The following is a 17,220-nucleotide window of genomic DNA, read 5'->3' as shown; positions in this document are numbered from 1 at the left end:
GCAAGCCCGCTCCCACAGGGGGGGGCTCGGCTGGGCACAACATTTGCGCTACATCGCAGATCAAATGTAGGAGCGGGCTTGCCCGCTCCCACAGGGGGGCTCGGCTGGGCACAATATTTGCGCTACATCGCAAATCAAATGTAGGAGCGGGCTTGCCCGCGATGGCAGTGGGTCAGGTTAGAAATACTTGACTGACACACCGCTATCGCGGGCAAGCCCGCTCCCACAGGGGGGCTCGGCTGGGCACAACATTTGCGCTACATCGCAAATCAAATGTAGGAGCGGGCTTGCCCGCGATGGCGGTGGGTCAGGTTAGAAATACTTGACTGACACACCGCTATCGCGGGCAAGCCCGCTCCAACAGGGGCGGTCGGCTGGGCATAAAATTTGCGCTACATCGCAAATCAAATGTAGGAGCGGGCTTGCCCGCGATGGCGGTGGGTCAGGTTAGAAATACTTGACTGACACACCGCTATCGCGGGCAAGCCCGCTCCCACAGGGGATCTCGGCTGGGTACAACATTTGCGCTACATCGCAAATCAAATGTAGGAACGGGCTTGCCCGCGATGGCGGTGGGTCAGGTTAGAAATACTTGACTGACACACTGTCATCGCGGGCAAGCCCGCTCCCACAAGGGTTTTGCGTTGCCGGGGGAATTAGTTGAACTCGGCGCGGACCTCGGACCACAAGCTGACCTTCTGCCCACGGTTCTTGAAGAATTCGATCTCGCGCTTGATCCCGGAACTCAGGTCCCAGCCCGGCAGGTCAAGGATGATCAGTTCTTCCATCATGTCCATGAACAGCGCATCCACCGGCGCCCACAGCTTGCCGATGGTGGCGCTGTCCTTGCCTTCGAACGCGAGGTTGATCGGGTGCGACATGGACACCTGGCTGAACACCCCATGACCCGACTCGATGATGATGGCCGCCACCTTGTTGCACTGGATAAAACGCTCGTGGGTCACTGACGCATCGGCATGGCTGTAGGGGCAGGCCAGAAAAATCTTTCTCATTGTTACCTCAAGGCAATGCAAGGGCGCGCGCCCTTGCCGTGGATTAAAGAGTCAGGGTCACACCGCCTGCGCAGCCGGCACGCCGGCCTCATCGGCCTCTTCGCGCTCGCGTTCCTGCGCTTCGTAACGCTGGGCGGCGGGCACCGAGATCTTGATCGCGATCGCCACTGCGAGCAGGCCGCCAAACAACTTGGCCAGCAGGATCGGCATGATCAGCGTCGGCTGGAAGTTCGCGGTAAAGGCCAGGTGGTCGCCAATGGTGGCCTGCGCACAGACACCCAGGGCCACACACAAGACCTTGTCCCGGGCATTCATCTTCTTGAACAGGTGGTAGACCGCGATGATGTTGGCAAACACCATGACAAACGCCGCTGCGCCATCGGCTGACAACCCGATGTGCTTGCCCAGCACTTCCATGGGTTTCTTGCAGTAGCGGTTGAACAGGTAGCAGATCGGGAACGTACCGGCGAGCATGATGCCGATGTAGCCGGCAATCTCGATGGCACGGAACAGCTCCTTCTCGTCGGCGAACATCGGGTCGAAGCCCCACACACCGAAGTTCTTCATGAAGAACCCGGTGAAGTGCTCGACGATGGCCAGCGCCAGGACGATCTTGATAAAGGCATCCATCAACTTACCGAACACCAGGAACCCGGCCACCATCCACGCCGCCCGGTAGCGCAGGCCGGCGGCCAGCAGGAAGCAGAACACAAACAATGGCGCGAGCAAGCGCACGCAGTCGACAAACCCCAGGCTCAGGTAATGCAGGGCCGGCGAGGTGGTGGAAACGATATCCCGCACCGGCAGGTTGAAGGCGGTGATCATCATCAACGAGGCAAGCACCGCAAACGGGATGCTGATCAAACCGGCCATGGCCCCCAGCGCCAGGTACTTGTGGTCCTTGCGTTCGAGCATCATCAGGCCGACCGGGATCAGGTAGACGATGGTCGCGCCGGAGGTATAGCCAACGATCATGGCGGTGATCCACATGTCGCGGTTCGCTGCCAGGGCATCGGCCAACTGGTAGCCGCCCATGTCCACGGCGATGATCGACAGCGCCGCAATCGACACGTCGGAACCCATCGCGCCGAAGTACGGCCCCAGTGCGACCTCGATGAATTTGGACAGGTACGGGATCGCCACCATGATGCCCGCCTGCGCCAGGAACACCGGGCCAATGGAGTGGATGCCGTTGACAAACTCCTTGCCCAGGCCGCTGTCCGGCTTGATCACGGATGCAAACGCGCCAACCACCGCGCCGATCATGATCAGGTAAATAACGTAATTGCCGAATTCCGCCATTGCTTTCGCTCCATCTGTACTGAATCAATTGTTGTTGTAGGAGTACGCCCCAGTTCGGTCGCTCCATTGGCCAAACGCGTTTTACAGCCCCATTTGTGGCGCTTTCACACCCTATTACTAACCACTTCCCATGCCAATCGTGTGTTTTTTGTGGTTTTGCGGGTTAAACACACTGGAATCGGTCAACTCTATTGCGTAATCTCTGATCACACCTTTCAAGGCAGCGGACTCTACGGCCGTGAACGGCAAACGCCAATACCAAGTTCACACCACCCCCACTGGCGCCCACCCGCCCCGCCGCCTACTGGCGGGGCATCATTTGAGTGCCTCGGTAACAGCACTGCGCCGCCGTGGCGCATTCACGTAGCATCAAGAGGATGGTTGCCCATGCGCCCCAATGAAAGACGCCAACATATCCTTGAACTGCTACGCCAGCGTGAACGCATCTCGGTCGACGAGTTGGCGCGCACCCTCGGCACTTCGCAAGAGACCATTCGCCGCGACCTCACGGCCCTGGCCGAAGATGGCCAGGTCACCAAGTTCCATGGCGGCGCCTCGCTGCCGCCCAGCGGCGAGCACGAGAACGCCTTCCAGACCCGGATGAATGAATTCTCCCAGGAGAAACGTGCAGTGGCGCGCTTCGCCGCCGGGCTCTATGCGCCGGGCGACAGCCTGCTGATCGATACCGGTACCACCACCCTGTTCTTTGCCCGTGAACTGGCAAGGCTCAACCGCATCACCGTGATCACCAACTCCTTGTTGATCGCCGCCGCCATTGGCGCCAGCGGTAATCGCGTGTTCATGATCGGCGGCGAATACCGCCCCGAATCGGAACAGAACATCGGCGCCCTGGCCATGGAGCAGATCGCCCGGTTCAACGCTGAGCATGCGGTGGTCACCATTGGCGCCTTGAACACCGACGGCGCCTTTGACTTTTCCATCGAGGAAGCGGAGATCACCCGCGCCATGATCGCCCGCACGCGCTACCTCACGGTGATTGCCGACTCCTCGAAAATGGGCAAGCGTGCGCTGTTCCAGGTATTCCCCCTGGAGCGCATCGACCGCCTGATCATCGACCGCAAACCCTTGGGCGAACTGGCCAAGGCCCTGGCCGAAGCCCAGGTTGAAGTCCTGGAAGCCCCTGCCCTGACCCGGCCGGAGTGGTAAGCGCTCAGCGCCAGTCGCGGCAGCGCGTCACCGCATCGCTGAACGTGGCCCGCCACTGCTGGGCCTGGGCGGCACTGACTTTGGGGTGATAGCTGGTGCTGGTATTGCGCGGCGGCTTGAGCGCCACGCCGAGGCCTTTGGCTGCCAGCGCTGCGCAGCCGAATGCGGTCAGCTCATCGAAGCGCTGGGTGACGATGCAGCGCTGCAAGGCATCGGCGAGAAACTGCGCAAAATAGGGGCTGCGCGCCAGGCCGCCATCGATGGACAGGTGATCGGTGACGCTGAGAAACCCGTCCATTGCGCTGATCACTTCCACACTGCGCAATGCCACACCCTCAAGCACGGCCTGGCACATATCCTGGCGCGTGGTGCTGCCATTCATGCCGACCCACAGGGCTGCCGCGCTGCGGTCCCAGTGCGGGCAAGCGAGGCCGGACAACGCCGGCACAAACGCCAGTTGGCGGCCAATGGCCGGTGCTTCGTCGAATGCCGCCAGCTCCGAAAAATCGCTGAACAAGCCAAGCCGCCCGGCCCATTCCACGGCTGCGCTGGCATCGTAGACACCACCGTCCATGGCGTAAGTGGGCTTGCCGTCGATCTGCCAGGCGATGGTCGCCAGCAGGCCCTTTTCCGGGGCGCGGATGATCTGCTCGCCGGTCACGGTCAGGGCAAACGCCCCGGTCCCGTAGGTGATCTTGGCGTCGCCCTCATTGCGGCAACCATGGCCGTAGAGCGAGGCTTGCTGGTCGACAATCGAGGCGGTGACCGGCGTGGCGCCGATCTCGCCAAAGTGCCCGACGGTGTCGCGGATCTGCGGCAGGGTTTCCATGGGCACGCCAAACAGCTCGCAGAGCTGGCTGTCCCACTGCCCGGTCGCCAGGTTCATCAGCGAGGTGCGCGAAGCGGTGGTGACGTCCGTGGCGAAGACCCCGGTCAGGCGGTCGAGAAAGTACGCATCGGTGGTGCCCAGGCGCAGCCGCCCGGCGCGCAATGCGCTCTGCGCGGCTGGCAGGTTGCGCACGATCCAGGCCAGCTTGCTCGCCGAGAAATACGGGTCCAGGGGCAAACCCGCACGCTCCAGGGTCAGGGCCTCGCCGCCGTCGCCGCGCAACTGGGCGATTTCGGCCCAGGTGCGATTGTCTTGCCAGACGATCACCGGGGATAACGGCTCGCCGGTCTGGGCGTCCCACGCCAGGCAACTCTCGCCCTGGTTGGCAAGGCCGATGGCGTCCACCTGGCCGGTGGCCTCCAGGCAACGCTGCAGGTTACTGAGCAGCTCCAGTGGATCGTGCTCCACCCAACCAGGATGGGGATGGTGTTGCTGATGGCGCAACGAGAGCTGGATATCAGCTGACCCATTGTCACTCACCACCAACACGCGGGTGCTGGTGGTGCCTTGATCGAGCGCGGCAATCCGCATGTTTAAGACTCCTCGGCAGGTCTTGTTATTGGCCGACAAAGTCGACTTCGAGTTGCTGTACGCCCTGGGGCAGCTTGAGGCTGGCGATGGGTATCAATATCCGCCGCTCGGGCAGCGAACTGCCGGCGCGGGCCCAGATTTCCTGGCCATCGGCCCGTACCACCAGGCGCCCTTTCACCCCACGGTTGACCCGCAGTTGCAGGTGCTGCATACCGGCCACTGTGGACGGGCTCAGGCGTTGCGGCACGCAGAGCTTCAAGGCGCCCTTGCAGGCGATCTCGATGCTCGGCGCAGCAGGCGGCAGTTGCCCCTGCAGATCGCGGGCGATCATCGTAGCGATCTTATGGCCTTCGCGAAACGACCAACCTGCCGTCTCGACGGGGCGCAGCAGATTCCCCGCGGCAAAGTAGGCCGGATCGGAACAGCGCCCGTATTGATCGACATGCGGGCCGCCGCTTTTCGGGTCCAGCCGCAGCTCGCTCAGGCGCACCAGGCTCGACTCGGGAGTGAACTGGCCGGTAAGCAGCACGCCGTCACAATCGAAGGTCTGGGTCTGCCCATCGGCCAGGCGCACCGTTGCGCCCTCTACCCGCCCGGTGCCGTGGATTGCCAGAAGTTGTGCACCGAAATGCATCGGCACCCCGCACAACCGCGGAAACAGCGACAGCGGCCAGCGCGCCGTGGCCCGCAGGTTGGCCTCGATCATCGCCACCGGTTGGATTCCGGCACGCCGGCAACTCATGACCGCCGACAGGCTGACCAGCTCGGTGCCGACGATCAGCGGACGCTCAAAGGGCTTGAGATGCTCCAGGTACAGGTAGGACTGGAACGCGCCGGTATTGATCACCCCCAGCGGGCGATCGCCGCCCAGCAGGCGCGCCGAGCGTGGTGTTTCCCGGGCCCCGGTGGCAATCAGCACGCGTCGCGCCTGGATCACCCTGGCGCCCTCCGGGCTCACCAGTTCCAGCCGCCCGCCCAGGCCCATCTGCGTCACCGAGTGCTTGACGCGAATCTGCACCCCGGCCTTCAACGCCTGCGCGACGTTTTTGCGCGCATAGCCAGGCCCTGTATAGACGCGGCCGTATTCGCGCAAACCAAAGGGCGGGTGCCCACAATGACGTGGGATACCACCCGCCTCGGGCTCACGCTCAAACACCACCACCGTGCCAACGCCCAGCTTGCGCAGGGTCATCGCCGCCGACAGCCCCGACGGCCCGCCACCGATAATCGCGACATCAATGTTTTCGACTTCAATGGGCTTCATGACAAACACCTGTGGCAAGGGGAATGGCCAGGTGGCCAGCGCTCAGCTCGGCCACCCGCGCCCCACAATAAAAGCCCTGGCAGCGCCCCATGCAGGCCCGCGTGCGGCGTTTCAGGCCGCCCAGGTCACCGGGCGGCAGCGCGCTGGCCAAGGCATTCTGGATTTCCCGCTGGGTCACCATTTCACAGTGGCAGACGATTTCGCCGTAGCCCGGCCGGTGGTAATCGCGGGGCAAATGTTCGGCGAGATTGGGCAGCACCGGCCATTGCAGGATTGAGGCGGGGACTGGCGTGTGCTCGCGCTGATACAGGCTGAACACGTGCCGGGCAATGCCCAGCGCCGCCGTCAGGCCGGTGGAGCGGATGCCGCCGACGCTGATCCAGTTCTTACCTTCGACCCGCTGCACCCGATACTCTTTCTTTTCCGTGGCCGGGCGCAGCGCGGCATAGGTGGCGGTGACCGGCATACCGTCGAGCGCAGGAATCCGCTCGACGGCCGCGTCCACCAACTGGCGCAGCACGTCGCTGTCCAGGCCTGCGTGCAGGCGGTCTTCCTGTTCTTCGGCGGTAGGCCCCACCAACAAATTGCCGTAGACGGTGCGGGTCAGGACGATGCCCTTGGTACGCTCGTTGGGCACCGGCAGGATGATGTTGCCCAGGTAGCGCGCGGCCGCCTTGTCGAACACCACGAACTGGCCTTTGCGCGGGTGGATGGAGAAGCTCGACGCACCCAGCAACTGTTGCTCCAGTACATCGCCGAACAAGCCGGCGCAGTTGATGATCGTGCGTCCCCGGATAAACCCGTTGGTGGTCTCCAGGGCCCACAGTTCGCCATCGAAATAACCGCCGTTGACCTCGGTATTGAAGCGCACCTGTGCCCCATGCGTCATGGCCTGGAGTAGATACCCAAGCGGCGCCGACCACGGATCGATAAGAAATTCACCAGGCACCTGGACCGCCCCCAGGGCGCTTTGGGCCAGGTGCGGTTCAAGGCTGCGCACCCGCTCGCGGCCGATCAGGCTGACATCGGCAATCCCATTGGCGTGTGCCTGTTCGACGATGCCGTGCAGCTTGTCCAGGTCATCCTCGTTCCAGGCCACCACCAGCGCGCCGGTCTTGAGCAGCGGCAGCGACATGTTCTGGTGGATGTCCAGGTATTCCTGGTAGCCGTCCTGCATGCATTGCAGCTCCAGGCTGCCGGTTGGCGCATCGAAGCCGGTGTGCAGGATCGCGCTGTTGCCTTTGCTCGCACCAGAGAGGATGTCCGGGCTTTTTTCCAGCAACAGCACCCGCGCGCCCTCCAGGGTAAAGCGCCGGACCATCGCGCATCCCACAACGCCACCGCCGACAACGATGACGTCGTAGATGCCGCTCTGGTTCGGGAAGGGTTTCGTCATTATCAAGCCTATGGGTGAAGTAAGCGCAGAGGTTGCCGTGAGTGGGTGCAGGGCATATGCCACTGACCGAAACGGGGTTGGAATGACCGATTGGCCATCACGGTTCCCTCACTGCCCAAGGACTGCGCGCCAAGGCATGCAGCCGCCGCCATGCCAGCGCCTAATGTTTATGGGTACCCGGGCTTTAAACACAACGTGGAAAAGGCTGACCGGTTCGGTGCACACAGAGCTGATTCTGTCAAAAAGACGTTACTGTCGATTCGCTCAATACGCGAAAAGCGCTACATAAATACACAACCACTTAGAGCGAAGTTACTTTTCAACACTTTTTAGGCATGACCCCGACCGCTATTCCACGGCCATATCGCGCTCAGAGCGCGATACTCAGTCAAAAAAACCAACAAATATTGACCGATACGCAAAATTATCCACATTAAATTCGCCGACCGACGAGGTAAGGCCGTCTTTTCTCGAGTCCTTCTATAAAAGACGTTGAACGGGCCGGTTCTGAGACCGAGGCCCCCTCGCCCATTGCAGCCGCCAGTCAGAAACAACTAGAATAAGATTAATTCCCACTTACGAATTTTTCGCATGAAACCAGCCCAGCCCGCCGAAGCCGCGACGCTTGAAGCCCTGTACCGCGGCTACCACGGCTGGTTGCTGAGCTGGCTGCGCCGGCGCGTGAATTGCTCCCAGCACGCGGCAGACGTGGCACATGACACGTTCATCCGCCTGCTGTCGGCCAGCCCCTACGTGGCGCCCCGCGAGCCCCAGGCCTATCTCGCCACGGTGGCCCGCCGCCTGTTGATGGACAGCAATCGCCGACGCCGCCTGGAGCGGGCCTATCAGGAAGAACTGGAACGCTGCGCCCAGTACCTTGAGCAAGCGCCCTCGCCCGAGCAGATCCTGCAGGCGGTACAGGTGCTCGAAGCGATTGACCGGGCCCTGGCGCGGATGAAGCCACGGATCCGCGAGACCTTTATCCTGCGCCACCTCGATGGCCTGGATCAGGCCCAGATCGCCGAGCGCCTCGGGGTTTCGGTGCGCACCGTGCAACAGGACCTGGTGGAAGCCCTGCTGGCCTGCGACGCGTGCGCCCAGGCATGACCCCGGCCATCCTGCGCCAGGCTGCCGAGTGGCTGGTGCGCCTCGACCATCAGCCCGATGCCGCCAGCCAACAGGCTTTCCACGCCTGGCTGGCCGCCGACCCGCAACATCCATTGGCGGTTGCGCGCTTGCAGGGCCACCTGTCGCCGCTCAAGCAGGCGCCGGCCCGATCCGCGTTGCGCCGGGCGCGCCAACAGCCGAAGGCGATCAAGGGCCTGGCCCTCACCCTGTTAATCGGCCTGTTTGCCCTGCCGGCCTATCAGTACAGCCAGCGCGGCTACCTGTTCGCCGACCTCAGCAGCGCCAGCGGCCAGTGGCAGCAACAACGCCTGGCCGATGGCAGTGCCCTGCAACTGGATGGTGGTTCGGCGGTGGACCTGCACTTCGACGCCCACCAACGGCGCATACGCCTGCTGCGCGGTGAGTTGCTGGTGGACGTGGCCAAGGATGCCCAGCGCCCGTTCTATGTCGACACCCCGCAAGGCAGCATTCGCGCCCTGGGCACGCGTTTTATCGTCGAGCGCAGCGGCGATGCGACGGTGGTCAGGATGCTCGAATCGTCCACTCGCATCGACAGCGGCACCCAACAATTGACCCTCAACCCCGGCCAGCAGGTGCGCCTGGAGGCAAGCGGCCCAGGGCCGGTGGAAAAATTCGATGCCCGCGCCCACGAGGCCGCCTGGAACACCCACCAATTGCTGGCCAACGACGAGCCCCTGGCGGATGTGCTGGAGCGCCTGGGACGGCATCGCAGCGGCCTGTTGCTGTTCGATCGCCAGGCCCTGCAAGGCTTGCGGGTCACGGTCATGCTGCCGGTCGACGACCCGGCGCGGGCCTTGCGCCTGCTCCAGCGCACGCTGCCGATCGAAGTCAGCAACTACACACCGTGGGTCACCCGTGTGTCCTTGAAAAACAGCGCGAATAATTCTCAATAAAGTCTGCGTGTTTTCGGTTTTGCCGCGTCCTTTCCTTGGCCAACATCCAAAGGAGCACCGATTACATGTCTTCCAACCCATCCTCCCGTGGCAGCCTGCTGCTGGCCAGCCGCCTGCTGTTTGGCTGCCTGCCGCTGGCATTACCGGCCATTGCCTACGCGCAGCAACAGGTCCAGGCCTTCGATATCGCCCCAGGCCCCCTCGGCGAAGTGCTCAGCCGCTATGCCCAGGCCGCAGGCACGCCGATAGCCTTCCAGTCGCAACAAGTGGCCGGCCTGAGCAGTGCAGGCGTGCGCGGCAGTTACAACGTAGTGGATGGCTTTGCCAAGGTGTTGGAAGGCACCGGCTTTGCGGCGCAAGCCAGCGCCGATGGCTACCAGTTGCAGGCCTTGACCGAGGCCAGCGGCACCCTGGCACTGGCTGCCACCCAGGTCACCTCCAACCAGTTGGGCACCGTCACCGAGGGCACCGGCTCCTACACTCCGGGCACCATTGCCACCGCCACACGCCTGGTCTTGACGCCCAGGGAGACCCCGCAGTCGATCACCGTGATCACCCGCCAACACATGGACGACTTCGGCCTCAACGCCATTGACGATGTGATGCGCCACACCCCCGGCATCACCGTGTCGACCTACGACAGCGAGCGCACCAACTACTTCGCCCGTGGGTTTTCCATCGAAAACTTCCAGTACGACGGCATCCCCACCCTGCGCAACTCGGCCTACTCGTCCGGCCAGACCCTGACCGACATGGCGATCTACGACCGAGTGGAGATCCTGAAAGGTGCCACCGGCCTGCTGACCGGTGCAGGCGCGCCGGGGGCGACCTTGAACCTGATCCGTAAAAAGCCCACCCGTGACTTCAAGGCCAGCATCGAACTGGGTGCCGGCAGCTGGGACAACTACCGCTCCCAGGTCGATGTCAGCGGGCCGCTGACCGACAGCGGCAATATCCGCGGGCGCGCCGTGGCGGCCTATCAGGACAAGCATTCGTTCATGGAGCGCTACCAGCGCAAGACCAGCGTCTACTTCGGCTCACTGGAAGCGGATCTTGACGACGACACCTTGCTGACCGTGGGTTTTGACTATCAGGACAACGACCCCATGGGCTCGGGCTGGTCCGGCAGCCGCCCGCTGTTCAACACCAAGGGCGACCGCATCGACGTCAAGCGCTCCTACAACAACGGCGCCAAGTGGAGCCGCTGGGAGCAATACAACCGGGGCGCCTTCGCCACCCTGGAGCGCAGCTTCGCCAATGGCTGGGTAGCCAAGGCGCAAGTGACCCACCAACTCAGCGGCTACCACGCGCCCCTGGGCTCGATACAGAGCGCGCCGAATCCCGACACCGGCCTGTCCACGGTCTACGCCAATAAATTCACCGGCCAGACCCGTGCCAATGCCGCCGATGTGTACCTCAGCGGCCCCTTCAGCCTGCTGGGGCGCGAGCATGAACTGGTAGTGGGTGGTTCGGCCTCCAACTCCCACTGGAAAGGCAAGGACTACGGCAGCCCCAAACACGCCAACGGCAATGTGGTGGACTTCTGGAACTTCGATGGCAACTTTGCCGAACCCGACTGGGGCGCCCCCACCTACGTCAACGACCTGACCACCCGCCAAAGCGCTGGCTACATGACCTCGCGCTTCAATCTGGCCGACCCGCTGAACCTGTTCCTCGGCGCCCGCGTCGCCAACTACAAGCTGCGCGGCACCGACGACTCCACCGAAACCGGGCGCCTGGTGCCCTACGCCGGCGTGACTTACGACCTGAACGAAAACTTCACCGCCTACGCCAGCTACACCGACATCTTCATGCCGGAAAGCTACAACCGCGACCGCAACAACAAGCTGCTGGAACCCTCCGAAGGCAAGAACTACGAAGGCGGCATCAAGGGTGAATTCTTCGGCGGCCGGCTCAACACCAGCCTGGCCTACTTTGAAGTGCACCAGAGCAACCGCGCAGAAGCCGACGCCGAATACAACGCCGCGCCGACCAACCCGTCATTGGGCTATGCCACCAAGGGCATCGAAGCCAAGACCAAGGGCTTGGAGGCCGAAATGTCCGGTGAACTGCTGCCCGGCTGGCAGGCCCAGGCTGGCTACACCCACAAGATCATCCGTGACCAAAGTGGGCAGAAGGTCTCGACCTGGGAGCCCGAGGACCAACTCAGCTTCTACACCACCTACAAACTCAAGGGCCCACTGGACCGCTTGACCGTGGGCGGCGGCGCGCGCTGGCAGAACCGAAGCTGGCAGGAACTGTACAACCGCTACAAGGCCAAGAACGAGGAGTTTGCCCAGCAAGCCTACTGGCTGGTGGATGTGATGGCGCGTTACCAGGTCACCGAAAACCTGTCGGCGACGCTGAACCTGAACAACGCGTTCGACAAGAAGTACTACACCAATATCGGCTTCTACAACACCGCCTATTACGGCGATCCGCGCAACGTGATGCTGACGACCCGCTGGGATTTCTGATCAGAACATAGTTGAAACATAAGGAAAGTCATCGGCTGCCAAAACAAGGGAATCAACCTGGGGCAAACCGCTACACAAGGCTAACGCCCGGTAGCGGTTGACACCCAGGCCCATTCCCGAACTTTGAGGCAGCAATCCTTATGAGCAGTATTTCCCAGCCCAGCCCTGCGCAGCGCCCCCCACGCCAGCTACTCAATCTGCCTGTCACGCCGTTGCCCTCGCGGCACAAGCGTGAAACTCCCACCCCATCTGAATCAGCAGAACATCCTCGCACCGTGGGTGATCGCGCATTGGCGACGGCGTATAGCTCGGCATTACTGGAGGTCGCCAATCGCCAAAAGAATGTGACGATCAACACGATTGCTCCCGACTCCACATTCGGCCAGTGGTGGGCACAACTGCAAAATGCCTTCAAGTCGCCCGACGTCCGTCAGTGGCTTGAAGAAAAAGGCATCAACACCCGCTCGATCACCCTCCACCCGGAGTCAGGAACGCTCTCTTTCAAGCGCCAGCACTACCTTGACCCCGAACAGAAGCGCCACACAGTCGGGCTCGACGACGCACGCTGGGCAGCCATCAGTGGGCCCATCCTGCAGGCCGGCAAAGTCATTGCGGCGGGCCACACTGACACGACGTTCTCGCCCCCCGCAAGCGATATCCATGACCCGGTTCCCTATTGGCTGGTCGGGCACTTTTACAATGAGCGGCTGGACCTGACGGGCCCGTCGATGCGCCTGCGTGCTGAACAAATCGATCAACAGCAAGGCTTTACCAAGCTCGATCCCACCACCAGCGCCGATTTGATCAAGGCGCGCAGCGACAGCGCTCTGTACGTGCAAAAAGCGCACTTGGGGGATATTGGTAGCCGCCATCAAGCCATCGCCGAGCTTCGTCACCTGGCGTCTGGCGTCGAATCCGGCAGCGAATATGTGGGGCAAATCCAGAATGCGCTGACCAAAACGATGATCGACCTGCCGGCCGACAGCACTTACCAACCCAGCACCAGCGGCCAACCCAATAGGGTCAGCCTGCTGCAGTTTATCCAAGACCATGGCTGGGATATCCCGACCGATCACGCACAACTGGTCAACCTTGCCAGCGCCCTAGCCACGCCCCCCCCCAAGGCTGCGAGCAATGGCAACCTGGGTGGCGCGCTGGCCTGGCCCGTATCGCTTGACCAGGACAGCCAGGAACAATTGCAGTCGGATATACGCGCAGGCCAGTTCGGCGATCTGACCCTGCGGCCCTTTCACCGTGTGCTGGATTATCTGCTGCAAGGCAGGCAAGTCTCGCCTCAAGAGCAGAGTAATCCACGCCTGTTGATTGATACCTTGATCAATTCTGCCCGAGGCCAGGCACTGGGCAGTGCCATCCAAGCCACCTTCGCGGCTCGCGCCGTCAAAGGCAGTGCCGCTGATTGGCTGCTGGCGGCCTTGAACGTGGAGAGCACCAGCGCACCCACCGGCCAAGTACCCGGCGAGATCGCGGGCTACCGGCTGGTTTCGCCCGGCAACGTCGGTAAGTCGGCCGCCACGGTCTGCGAGGAATTGGCCGCGCACCTGCTGGCCCAGGGGCGTGCAGCCTCGCCCGCGCAAGCCACGCTTCAAGCCCATCTGCTACTGGCCAGCCGGGCGCCGGCGTTCCTGGTCAAGGACATTCCGGAGCAGGTAGTGGTGGGAACCCACAGTTGGGTCAGCCTGGCCACGGCAACCGCGCGCATTGAAGCAAAAGCCCCCGGGGCAACGGCGACGATGAGCTATGCGCAGATCATGCTCGACGCGGGTACAGCGCCCATCACGGAAGAAGAACGGCAGGTGGAATACAGGGCCCAGAGCGAGGCGATCAAAGACTGGGGGGCAGCCAGCGGCATGGGTTACCCCGTGACGCCCGCCGCAATAACTGCCGTGCGCGAGGCATTCAGCGCGCAAGTGCGCGAACTCAAGGAGGCCTCCGAAACCCAACTGCCGCCCATGCCCACCACCAAAGCCATTGCCCTGGAACAGCTCAAGCATGCGCTGCCGGAGATGGACCCGGCACTCTTCGACAAAAAATGCATTACCTCGCAGCCCGCCAGCAGGTTTTTCCCCGGCCCCTACTCGATCCTGGACCTGTATATCGACGGTCGCGGGCTCAACGGGGCACCCGACTCGGCGGACAACTGGGGAGAGACCGGCCGTGCCTTTGTAAGGGACCAGACGTATGGCACCATCAACATTGAGCCTGATGGCAAACCTGCGGCGTGGGTTTGCTCATCGACTGCGATCAACCTCAACGAGGTCATGCCCAAGCTCAAAAACCTGGCGCGCCCCTTGGAAGTGTTCAAAAGGACATTTGCCGACTACGCCAACGACGTCAAAAAAACCACGGCTACCCAGATCAAGCTACTGATTTCCAAACTGCCGCTCACCGACAGGCAGAACCTGGAATTCGGAAAAATAACCATCAGCAAGGAGATGCGCTACACACGGGACGATCAGCCCATTCAGGTTGAACCGGGTGTTGTCCTGGTCAAGACCGAACGCAACGGTAGCGTCATGACCTATGCCATTGATCGCTTGAAGGGCACGGTGACCCGGCGGCCAGACCAGAGTTACAAGGAGTACGCTCCCCAGAGCAGTTTCATGCATTCCTCTGGCGGTAAAAGATTCGATGCAATAACACCCTCGGGTCAGTACGCAGCGGGCATAACCCAGGAAACCCCAGGTGTAGAAGACGCCCCCAATAGCTTCAGCAGTGCCAGGACCCGCTACATTGCTGATGCCTTGATCAAGGACATGGAACTGCCTGCTGTAGAACGCTATGCCAAGGGCGCCACCACCTTTGATACGGAAGTACCGACCTATAAGATCCTTGAAGAGATTGCGCTCAATCTCATTCCCTTCAGGTCGGCCATCAAGAACTTTATCGAGGGCAACATCGGCAGCGGCATTGTCGATCTGGCGTTTGATATCTTCGGTTTTGCAATCGGCCTGGGGCCGGCAGCCAAAGGCGCAAAAGCCCTTGCCACCGGGGCATCGGCCCTGTCGAAACTGGGGCGTACCGGGCAGATCATTGGGCGCGCGGCGGTTGGTGCGCTCAATCCAGTAGGGGGTATCGATGACTTGGCGCGCTCTGTCGTAAGCCTGGGGCGTACCGCCCACAAGGGCGTCAAATCCTTGCGCGGCAGCTACCGCAGTGTGAACCTGCTGGAACTGGCAAAAAAACCTGACATTGCCGAAGGCACCTACAAAGCAGCCAGCGGCGCACTTGAAAACAAGGCCCTGGCCAAGTTCGATGAGGCGAGCCAAAAGTGGTATGCCTTTGACCCTCGCACGCAACAGGCGTACGGCAAATCACTGGACCATTTCGTCGTTGATACGCCCAGGTTAAACGACCCCAACAGCTTGCCGGCCATCGGCGCCGAGGTGGCAAAGACCGCCAGCCAGCAGCACGGTCTGGCAGCAACCGGTACGTTCCGGGTTGGGCAAGAGACAGTCGAGGGGAACGTCGTACTGTTCCAGGGCAACTGGCATCAATACGACGTGCTCAAGAAAAGAGCCTTTGGCCCCCCACTGAATGATTTCAAACCCAGCCGGGTGGCCGCCAATGGTGAGGTGAAATCGCTCAATACCGACCTATTGGGCTACGAAATCAAACATATCGCGGCGGATGAGCTCAGGACTAAAGGGCTGCAAGGCAATGTCTACACGGGCCAGAGCCATAAGGAATACGTCAGGGTCGATGGTGCGTTTTATGAGTCGCGTTTGAAAGAGGGACAGCGGGTCATCGTCCACCCCGGCGGCGCGGGCGCGGATATCCCCGTGCAGGATCTGGGCATGGCTGGGTGGGCCCCCACATCCAGGGCCAACCAGTTGCTGGGAGGGGCCGGCAGCGCGCCAACACCCTGGAAACTTGGCGACAGTACGTATGTAGTGCCAATGGACGATATCAAGGCAACGGGCAACCCAGCGTCGCCCTATGCCATCAACTACATGGGCGAAGACCAGAGTGTCAGCTTCAATAGCTCCATCGGTACATGGAAAGCCACCCGCCTATTGAGCGGCGCTGAACGGCCAAACCATCTCTACTACTGGAGAACCGGCAAAGGCAAATGGCAGCGGGGAACCATCGATGAGCTTAAAAAAGCCAAGCGGATCGACGCACACAACTACCATTTTGTTGAGGCCCCCGCGCCGATCACGATAAATGTCCCCAAAGATGTTCAGCCTTTACCCAAAGAACTGCATTATTTCTGGGCTGGCCAGGACATCCCCGCCAACCTGGTCGACAACATGGCCAACAATGCAAGCAAAGCGTGGGGGTATAAATCTGTGCTGCATGTGGATGCCGATAACCCAGCGGTTTTTCAACAGATAAAAAGCAAACTGCAAAGCAAGGCCCCTGGCCTGACGGTGATGAACCTCAATGAAGACGAGGTTTTCAAACAGCTGAAAAACGGCGAACTGTATAACTACTTTCGCCAAGGCCAGGGGAAAAACCTGGCCGCCGCGTCGGATGTTGCACGCTATCCCATCATGAATAAATACGGTGGCATTTATCTCGATACCGATGATGTCATTCAAGCTGACATCGGCAATACGCTACTAAAAGCGGGCGCCAATGATGTCCTCCTGAATAAACCTGTGGCCCATAGCCTCACTGACTACCACCCGTTCTACAACACCAGTAACTTTGCAACGCAGCCTGGCAACCCTGTCATTACCGATATGATCGCCGAAATGAACCAGCGGTTTTCCGCCAACAAGCCCTACTTCGCAGCCAATCGCCCCACCGTTACCCGAGGGTCAAATGGGCAGGTGCAATACACCCCTGAGTTCAACGCCTATGAGCGCAAAATCTTTCAGACGGTGGGCCCCAATTTGTTTAACGACGTACTTAAATCGAAAAGACCGGACATGTACGACCTGGGTTTCGATGGCATTGCCAAAGAATCAAAAGTTGTCGATAACAAAGTCGTCTCATCCGGGCCGGTGGTCAACATTGAAGCGCGCCTGCGCCAGTTTTACACGAGCAAGGGCATTGTCCCTTCCGAGCTGTTGGGCCTGCGGATCAAGCAAATGAAGGAGCACTACTACCCGCTGTTCCATCAGTTCAAGGTCAAAGTAGGCGCCGAACACTCCTGGATCGACGGCTGAGACC

General features: G+C 61.3%; 10 protein-coding genes. 5 read left to right on the top strand and 5 right to left on the bottom strand.

Annotated features, from left to right (window positions below; genetic code table 11):
* Window positions 1–656: 656 nt before the first annotated feature.
* Both HBO11_RS05475 and eutH read right to left on the bottom strand, forming a co-directional pair.
* Window positions 657–1,013, bottom strand: a complete 357-nt coding sequence (locus HBO11_RS05475) for a DUF1937 family protein (RefSeq protein WP_169952980.1) — start codon at window positions 1,011–1,013, stop codon at window positions 657–659.
* A 57-nt stretch (window positions 1,014–1,070) separates the two neighbouring features.
* Window positions 1,071–2,315, bottom strand: a complete 1,245-nt coding sequence (gene eutH, locus HBO11_RS05470; RefSeq protein WP_169952978.1) for an ethanolamine utilization protein EutH — start codon at window positions 2,313–2,315, stop codon at window positions 1,071–1,073.
* Window positions 2,316–2,702: 387 nt separating this feature from the next.
* Between eutH and HBO11_RS05465 the strand changes: the two genes are divergently transcribed.
* Window positions 2,703–3,482 (top strand): DeoR/GlpR family DNA-binding transcription regulator, encoded by a 780-nt coding sequence (locus HBO11_RS05465; RefSeq protein ID WP_169952976.1) that lies wholly within the window; start codon window positions 2,703–2,705, stop codon window positions 3,480–3,482.
* Between the two features lie 4 nt (window positions 3,483–3,486).
* Here the strand turns inward: HBO11_RS05465 and HBO11_RS05460 are convergent, their stop codons facing one another.
* Genes HBO11_RS05460 through HBO11_RS05450 form a run of 3 tightly spaced genes read right to left on the bottom strand, consistent with a single transcriptional unit; the run spans window position 3,487 to window position 7,562 of the window.
* Window positions 3,487–4,902 carry a glycerol kinase gene (locus HBO11_RS05460; RefSeq protein WP_169952974.1) on the bottom strand — a complete coding sequence of 472 codons (1,416 nt, stop codon included), beginning with the start codon at window positions 4,900–4,902 and terminating at the stop codon, window positions 3,487–3,489.
* Window positions 4,903–4,927: 25 nt separating this feature from the next.
* Window positions 4,928–6,166: an FAD-dependent oxidoreductase gene (locus HBO11_RS05455; protein ID WP_169952971.1), complete on the bottom strand. Its 1,239-nt coding sequence runs from the start codon at window positions 6,164–6,166 to the stop codon at window positions 4,928–4,930.
* Window positions 6,153–7,562, bottom strand: coding sequence for an NAD(P)/FAD-dependent oxidoreductase (locus HBO11_RS05450; protein WP_169952969.1), 1,410 nt, complete (start codon window positions 7,560–7,562; stop codon window positions 6,153–6,155). Before HBO11_RS05450 ends, HBO11_RS05455 begins: the two co-directional genes overlap by 14 nt.
* A 591-nt stretch (window positions 7,563–8,153) precedes the next feature.
* Here HBO11_RS05450 and HBO11_RS05445 point away from each other — a divergent pair.
* The 4 genes from HBO11_RS05445 to HBO11_RS05430 all read left to right on the top strand — a co-directional run bounded on the left by HBO11_RS05445 (window position 8,154) and on the right by HBO11_RS05430 (window position 17,216).
* Window positions 8,154–8,669: a sigma-70 family RNA polymerase sigma factor gene (locus HBO11_RS05445; RefSeq protein ID WP_169952967.1), complete on the top strand. Its 516-nt coding sequence runs from the start codon at window positions 8,154–8,156 to the stop codon at window positions 8,667–8,669.
* Entirely contained in the window at window positions 8,666–9,604 is a 939-nt protein-coding gene (locus tag HBO11_RS05440) for a FecR family protein (protein ID WP_169952965.1), read from the top strand. The genes HBO11_RS05445 and HBO11_RS05440 overlap by 4 nt, the downstream gene beginning before the upstream one ends.
* A 65-nt stretch (window positions 9,605–9,669) precedes the next feature.
* Window positions 9,670–12,081: a TonB-dependent siderophore receptor gene (locus HBO11_RS05435; RefSeq protein ID WP_169952963.1), complete on the top strand. Its 2,412-nt coding sequence runs from the start codon at window positions 9,670–9,672 to the stop codon at window positions 12,079–12,081.
* A 140-nt stretch (window positions 12,082–12,221) separates the two neighbouring features.
* The gene (locus HBO11_RS05430; RefSeq protein WP_169952961.1) at window positions 12,222–17,216 is read left to right on the top strand and encodes a glycosyltransferase; all 4,995 of its coding nucleotides are present in this window, start codon (window positions 12,222–12,224) and stop codon (window positions 17,214–17,216) included.
* Window positions 17,217–17,220 lie beyond the last annotated feature (4 nt).

The organism is Pseudomonas sp. WS 5010 (genome assembly GCF_012985565.1).
GTDB lineage: Bacteria > Pseudomonadota > Gammaproteobacteria > Pseudomonadales > Pseudomonadaceae > Aquipseudomonas.
Note: the sequence above shows the minus strand (reverse complement) of the source record. Positions and strands in the feature narration are given on the sequence as shown.

Excerpts from the sequence above, each read along its gene's own strand:
- HBO11_RS05475 (WP_169952980.1), bottom strand. The coding sequence starts at position 1,013 with ATGAGAAAGATTTTTCTGGCCTGCCCCTACAGCCATGCCGATGCGTCA.
- eutH (WP_169952978.1), bottom strand. The coding sequence starts at position 2,315 with ATGGCGGAATTCGGCAATTACGTTATTTACCTGATCATGATCGGCGCG.
- HBO11_RS05465 (WP_169952976.1), top strand. The coding sequence starts at position 2,703 with ATGCGCCCCAATGAAAGACGCCAACATATCCTTGAACTGCTACGCCAG.
- HBO11_RS05460 (WP_169952974.1), bottom strand. The coding sequence starts at position 4,902 with ATGCGGATTGCCGCGCTCGATCAAGGCACCACCAGCACCCGCGTGTTG.
- HBO11_RS05455 (WP_169952971.1), bottom strand. The coding sequence starts at position 6,166 with ATGAAGCCCATTGAAGTCGAAAACATTGATGTCGCGATTATCGGTGGC.
- HBO11_RS05450 (WP_169952969.1), bottom strand. The coding sequence starts at position 7,562 with ATGACGAAACCCTTCCCGAACCAGAGCGGCATCTACGACGTCATCGTT.
- HBO11_RS05445 (WP_169952967.1), top strand. The coding sequence starts at position 8,154 with ATGAAACCAGCCCAGCCCGCCGAAGCCGCGACGCTTGAAGCCCTGTAC.
- HBO11_RS05440 (WP_169952965.1), top strand. The coding sequence starts at position 8,666 with ATGACCCCGGCCATCCTGCGCCAGGCTGCCGAGTGGCTGGTGCGCCTC.
- HBO11_RS05435 (WP_169952963.1), top strand. The coding sequence starts at position 9,670 with ATGTCTTCCAACCCATCCTCCCGTGGCAGCCTGCTGCTGGCCAGCCGC.
- HBO11_RS05430 (WP_169952961.1), top strand. The coding sequence starts at position 12,222 with ATGAGCAGTATTTCCCAGCCCAGCCCTGCGCAGCGCCCCCCACGCCAG.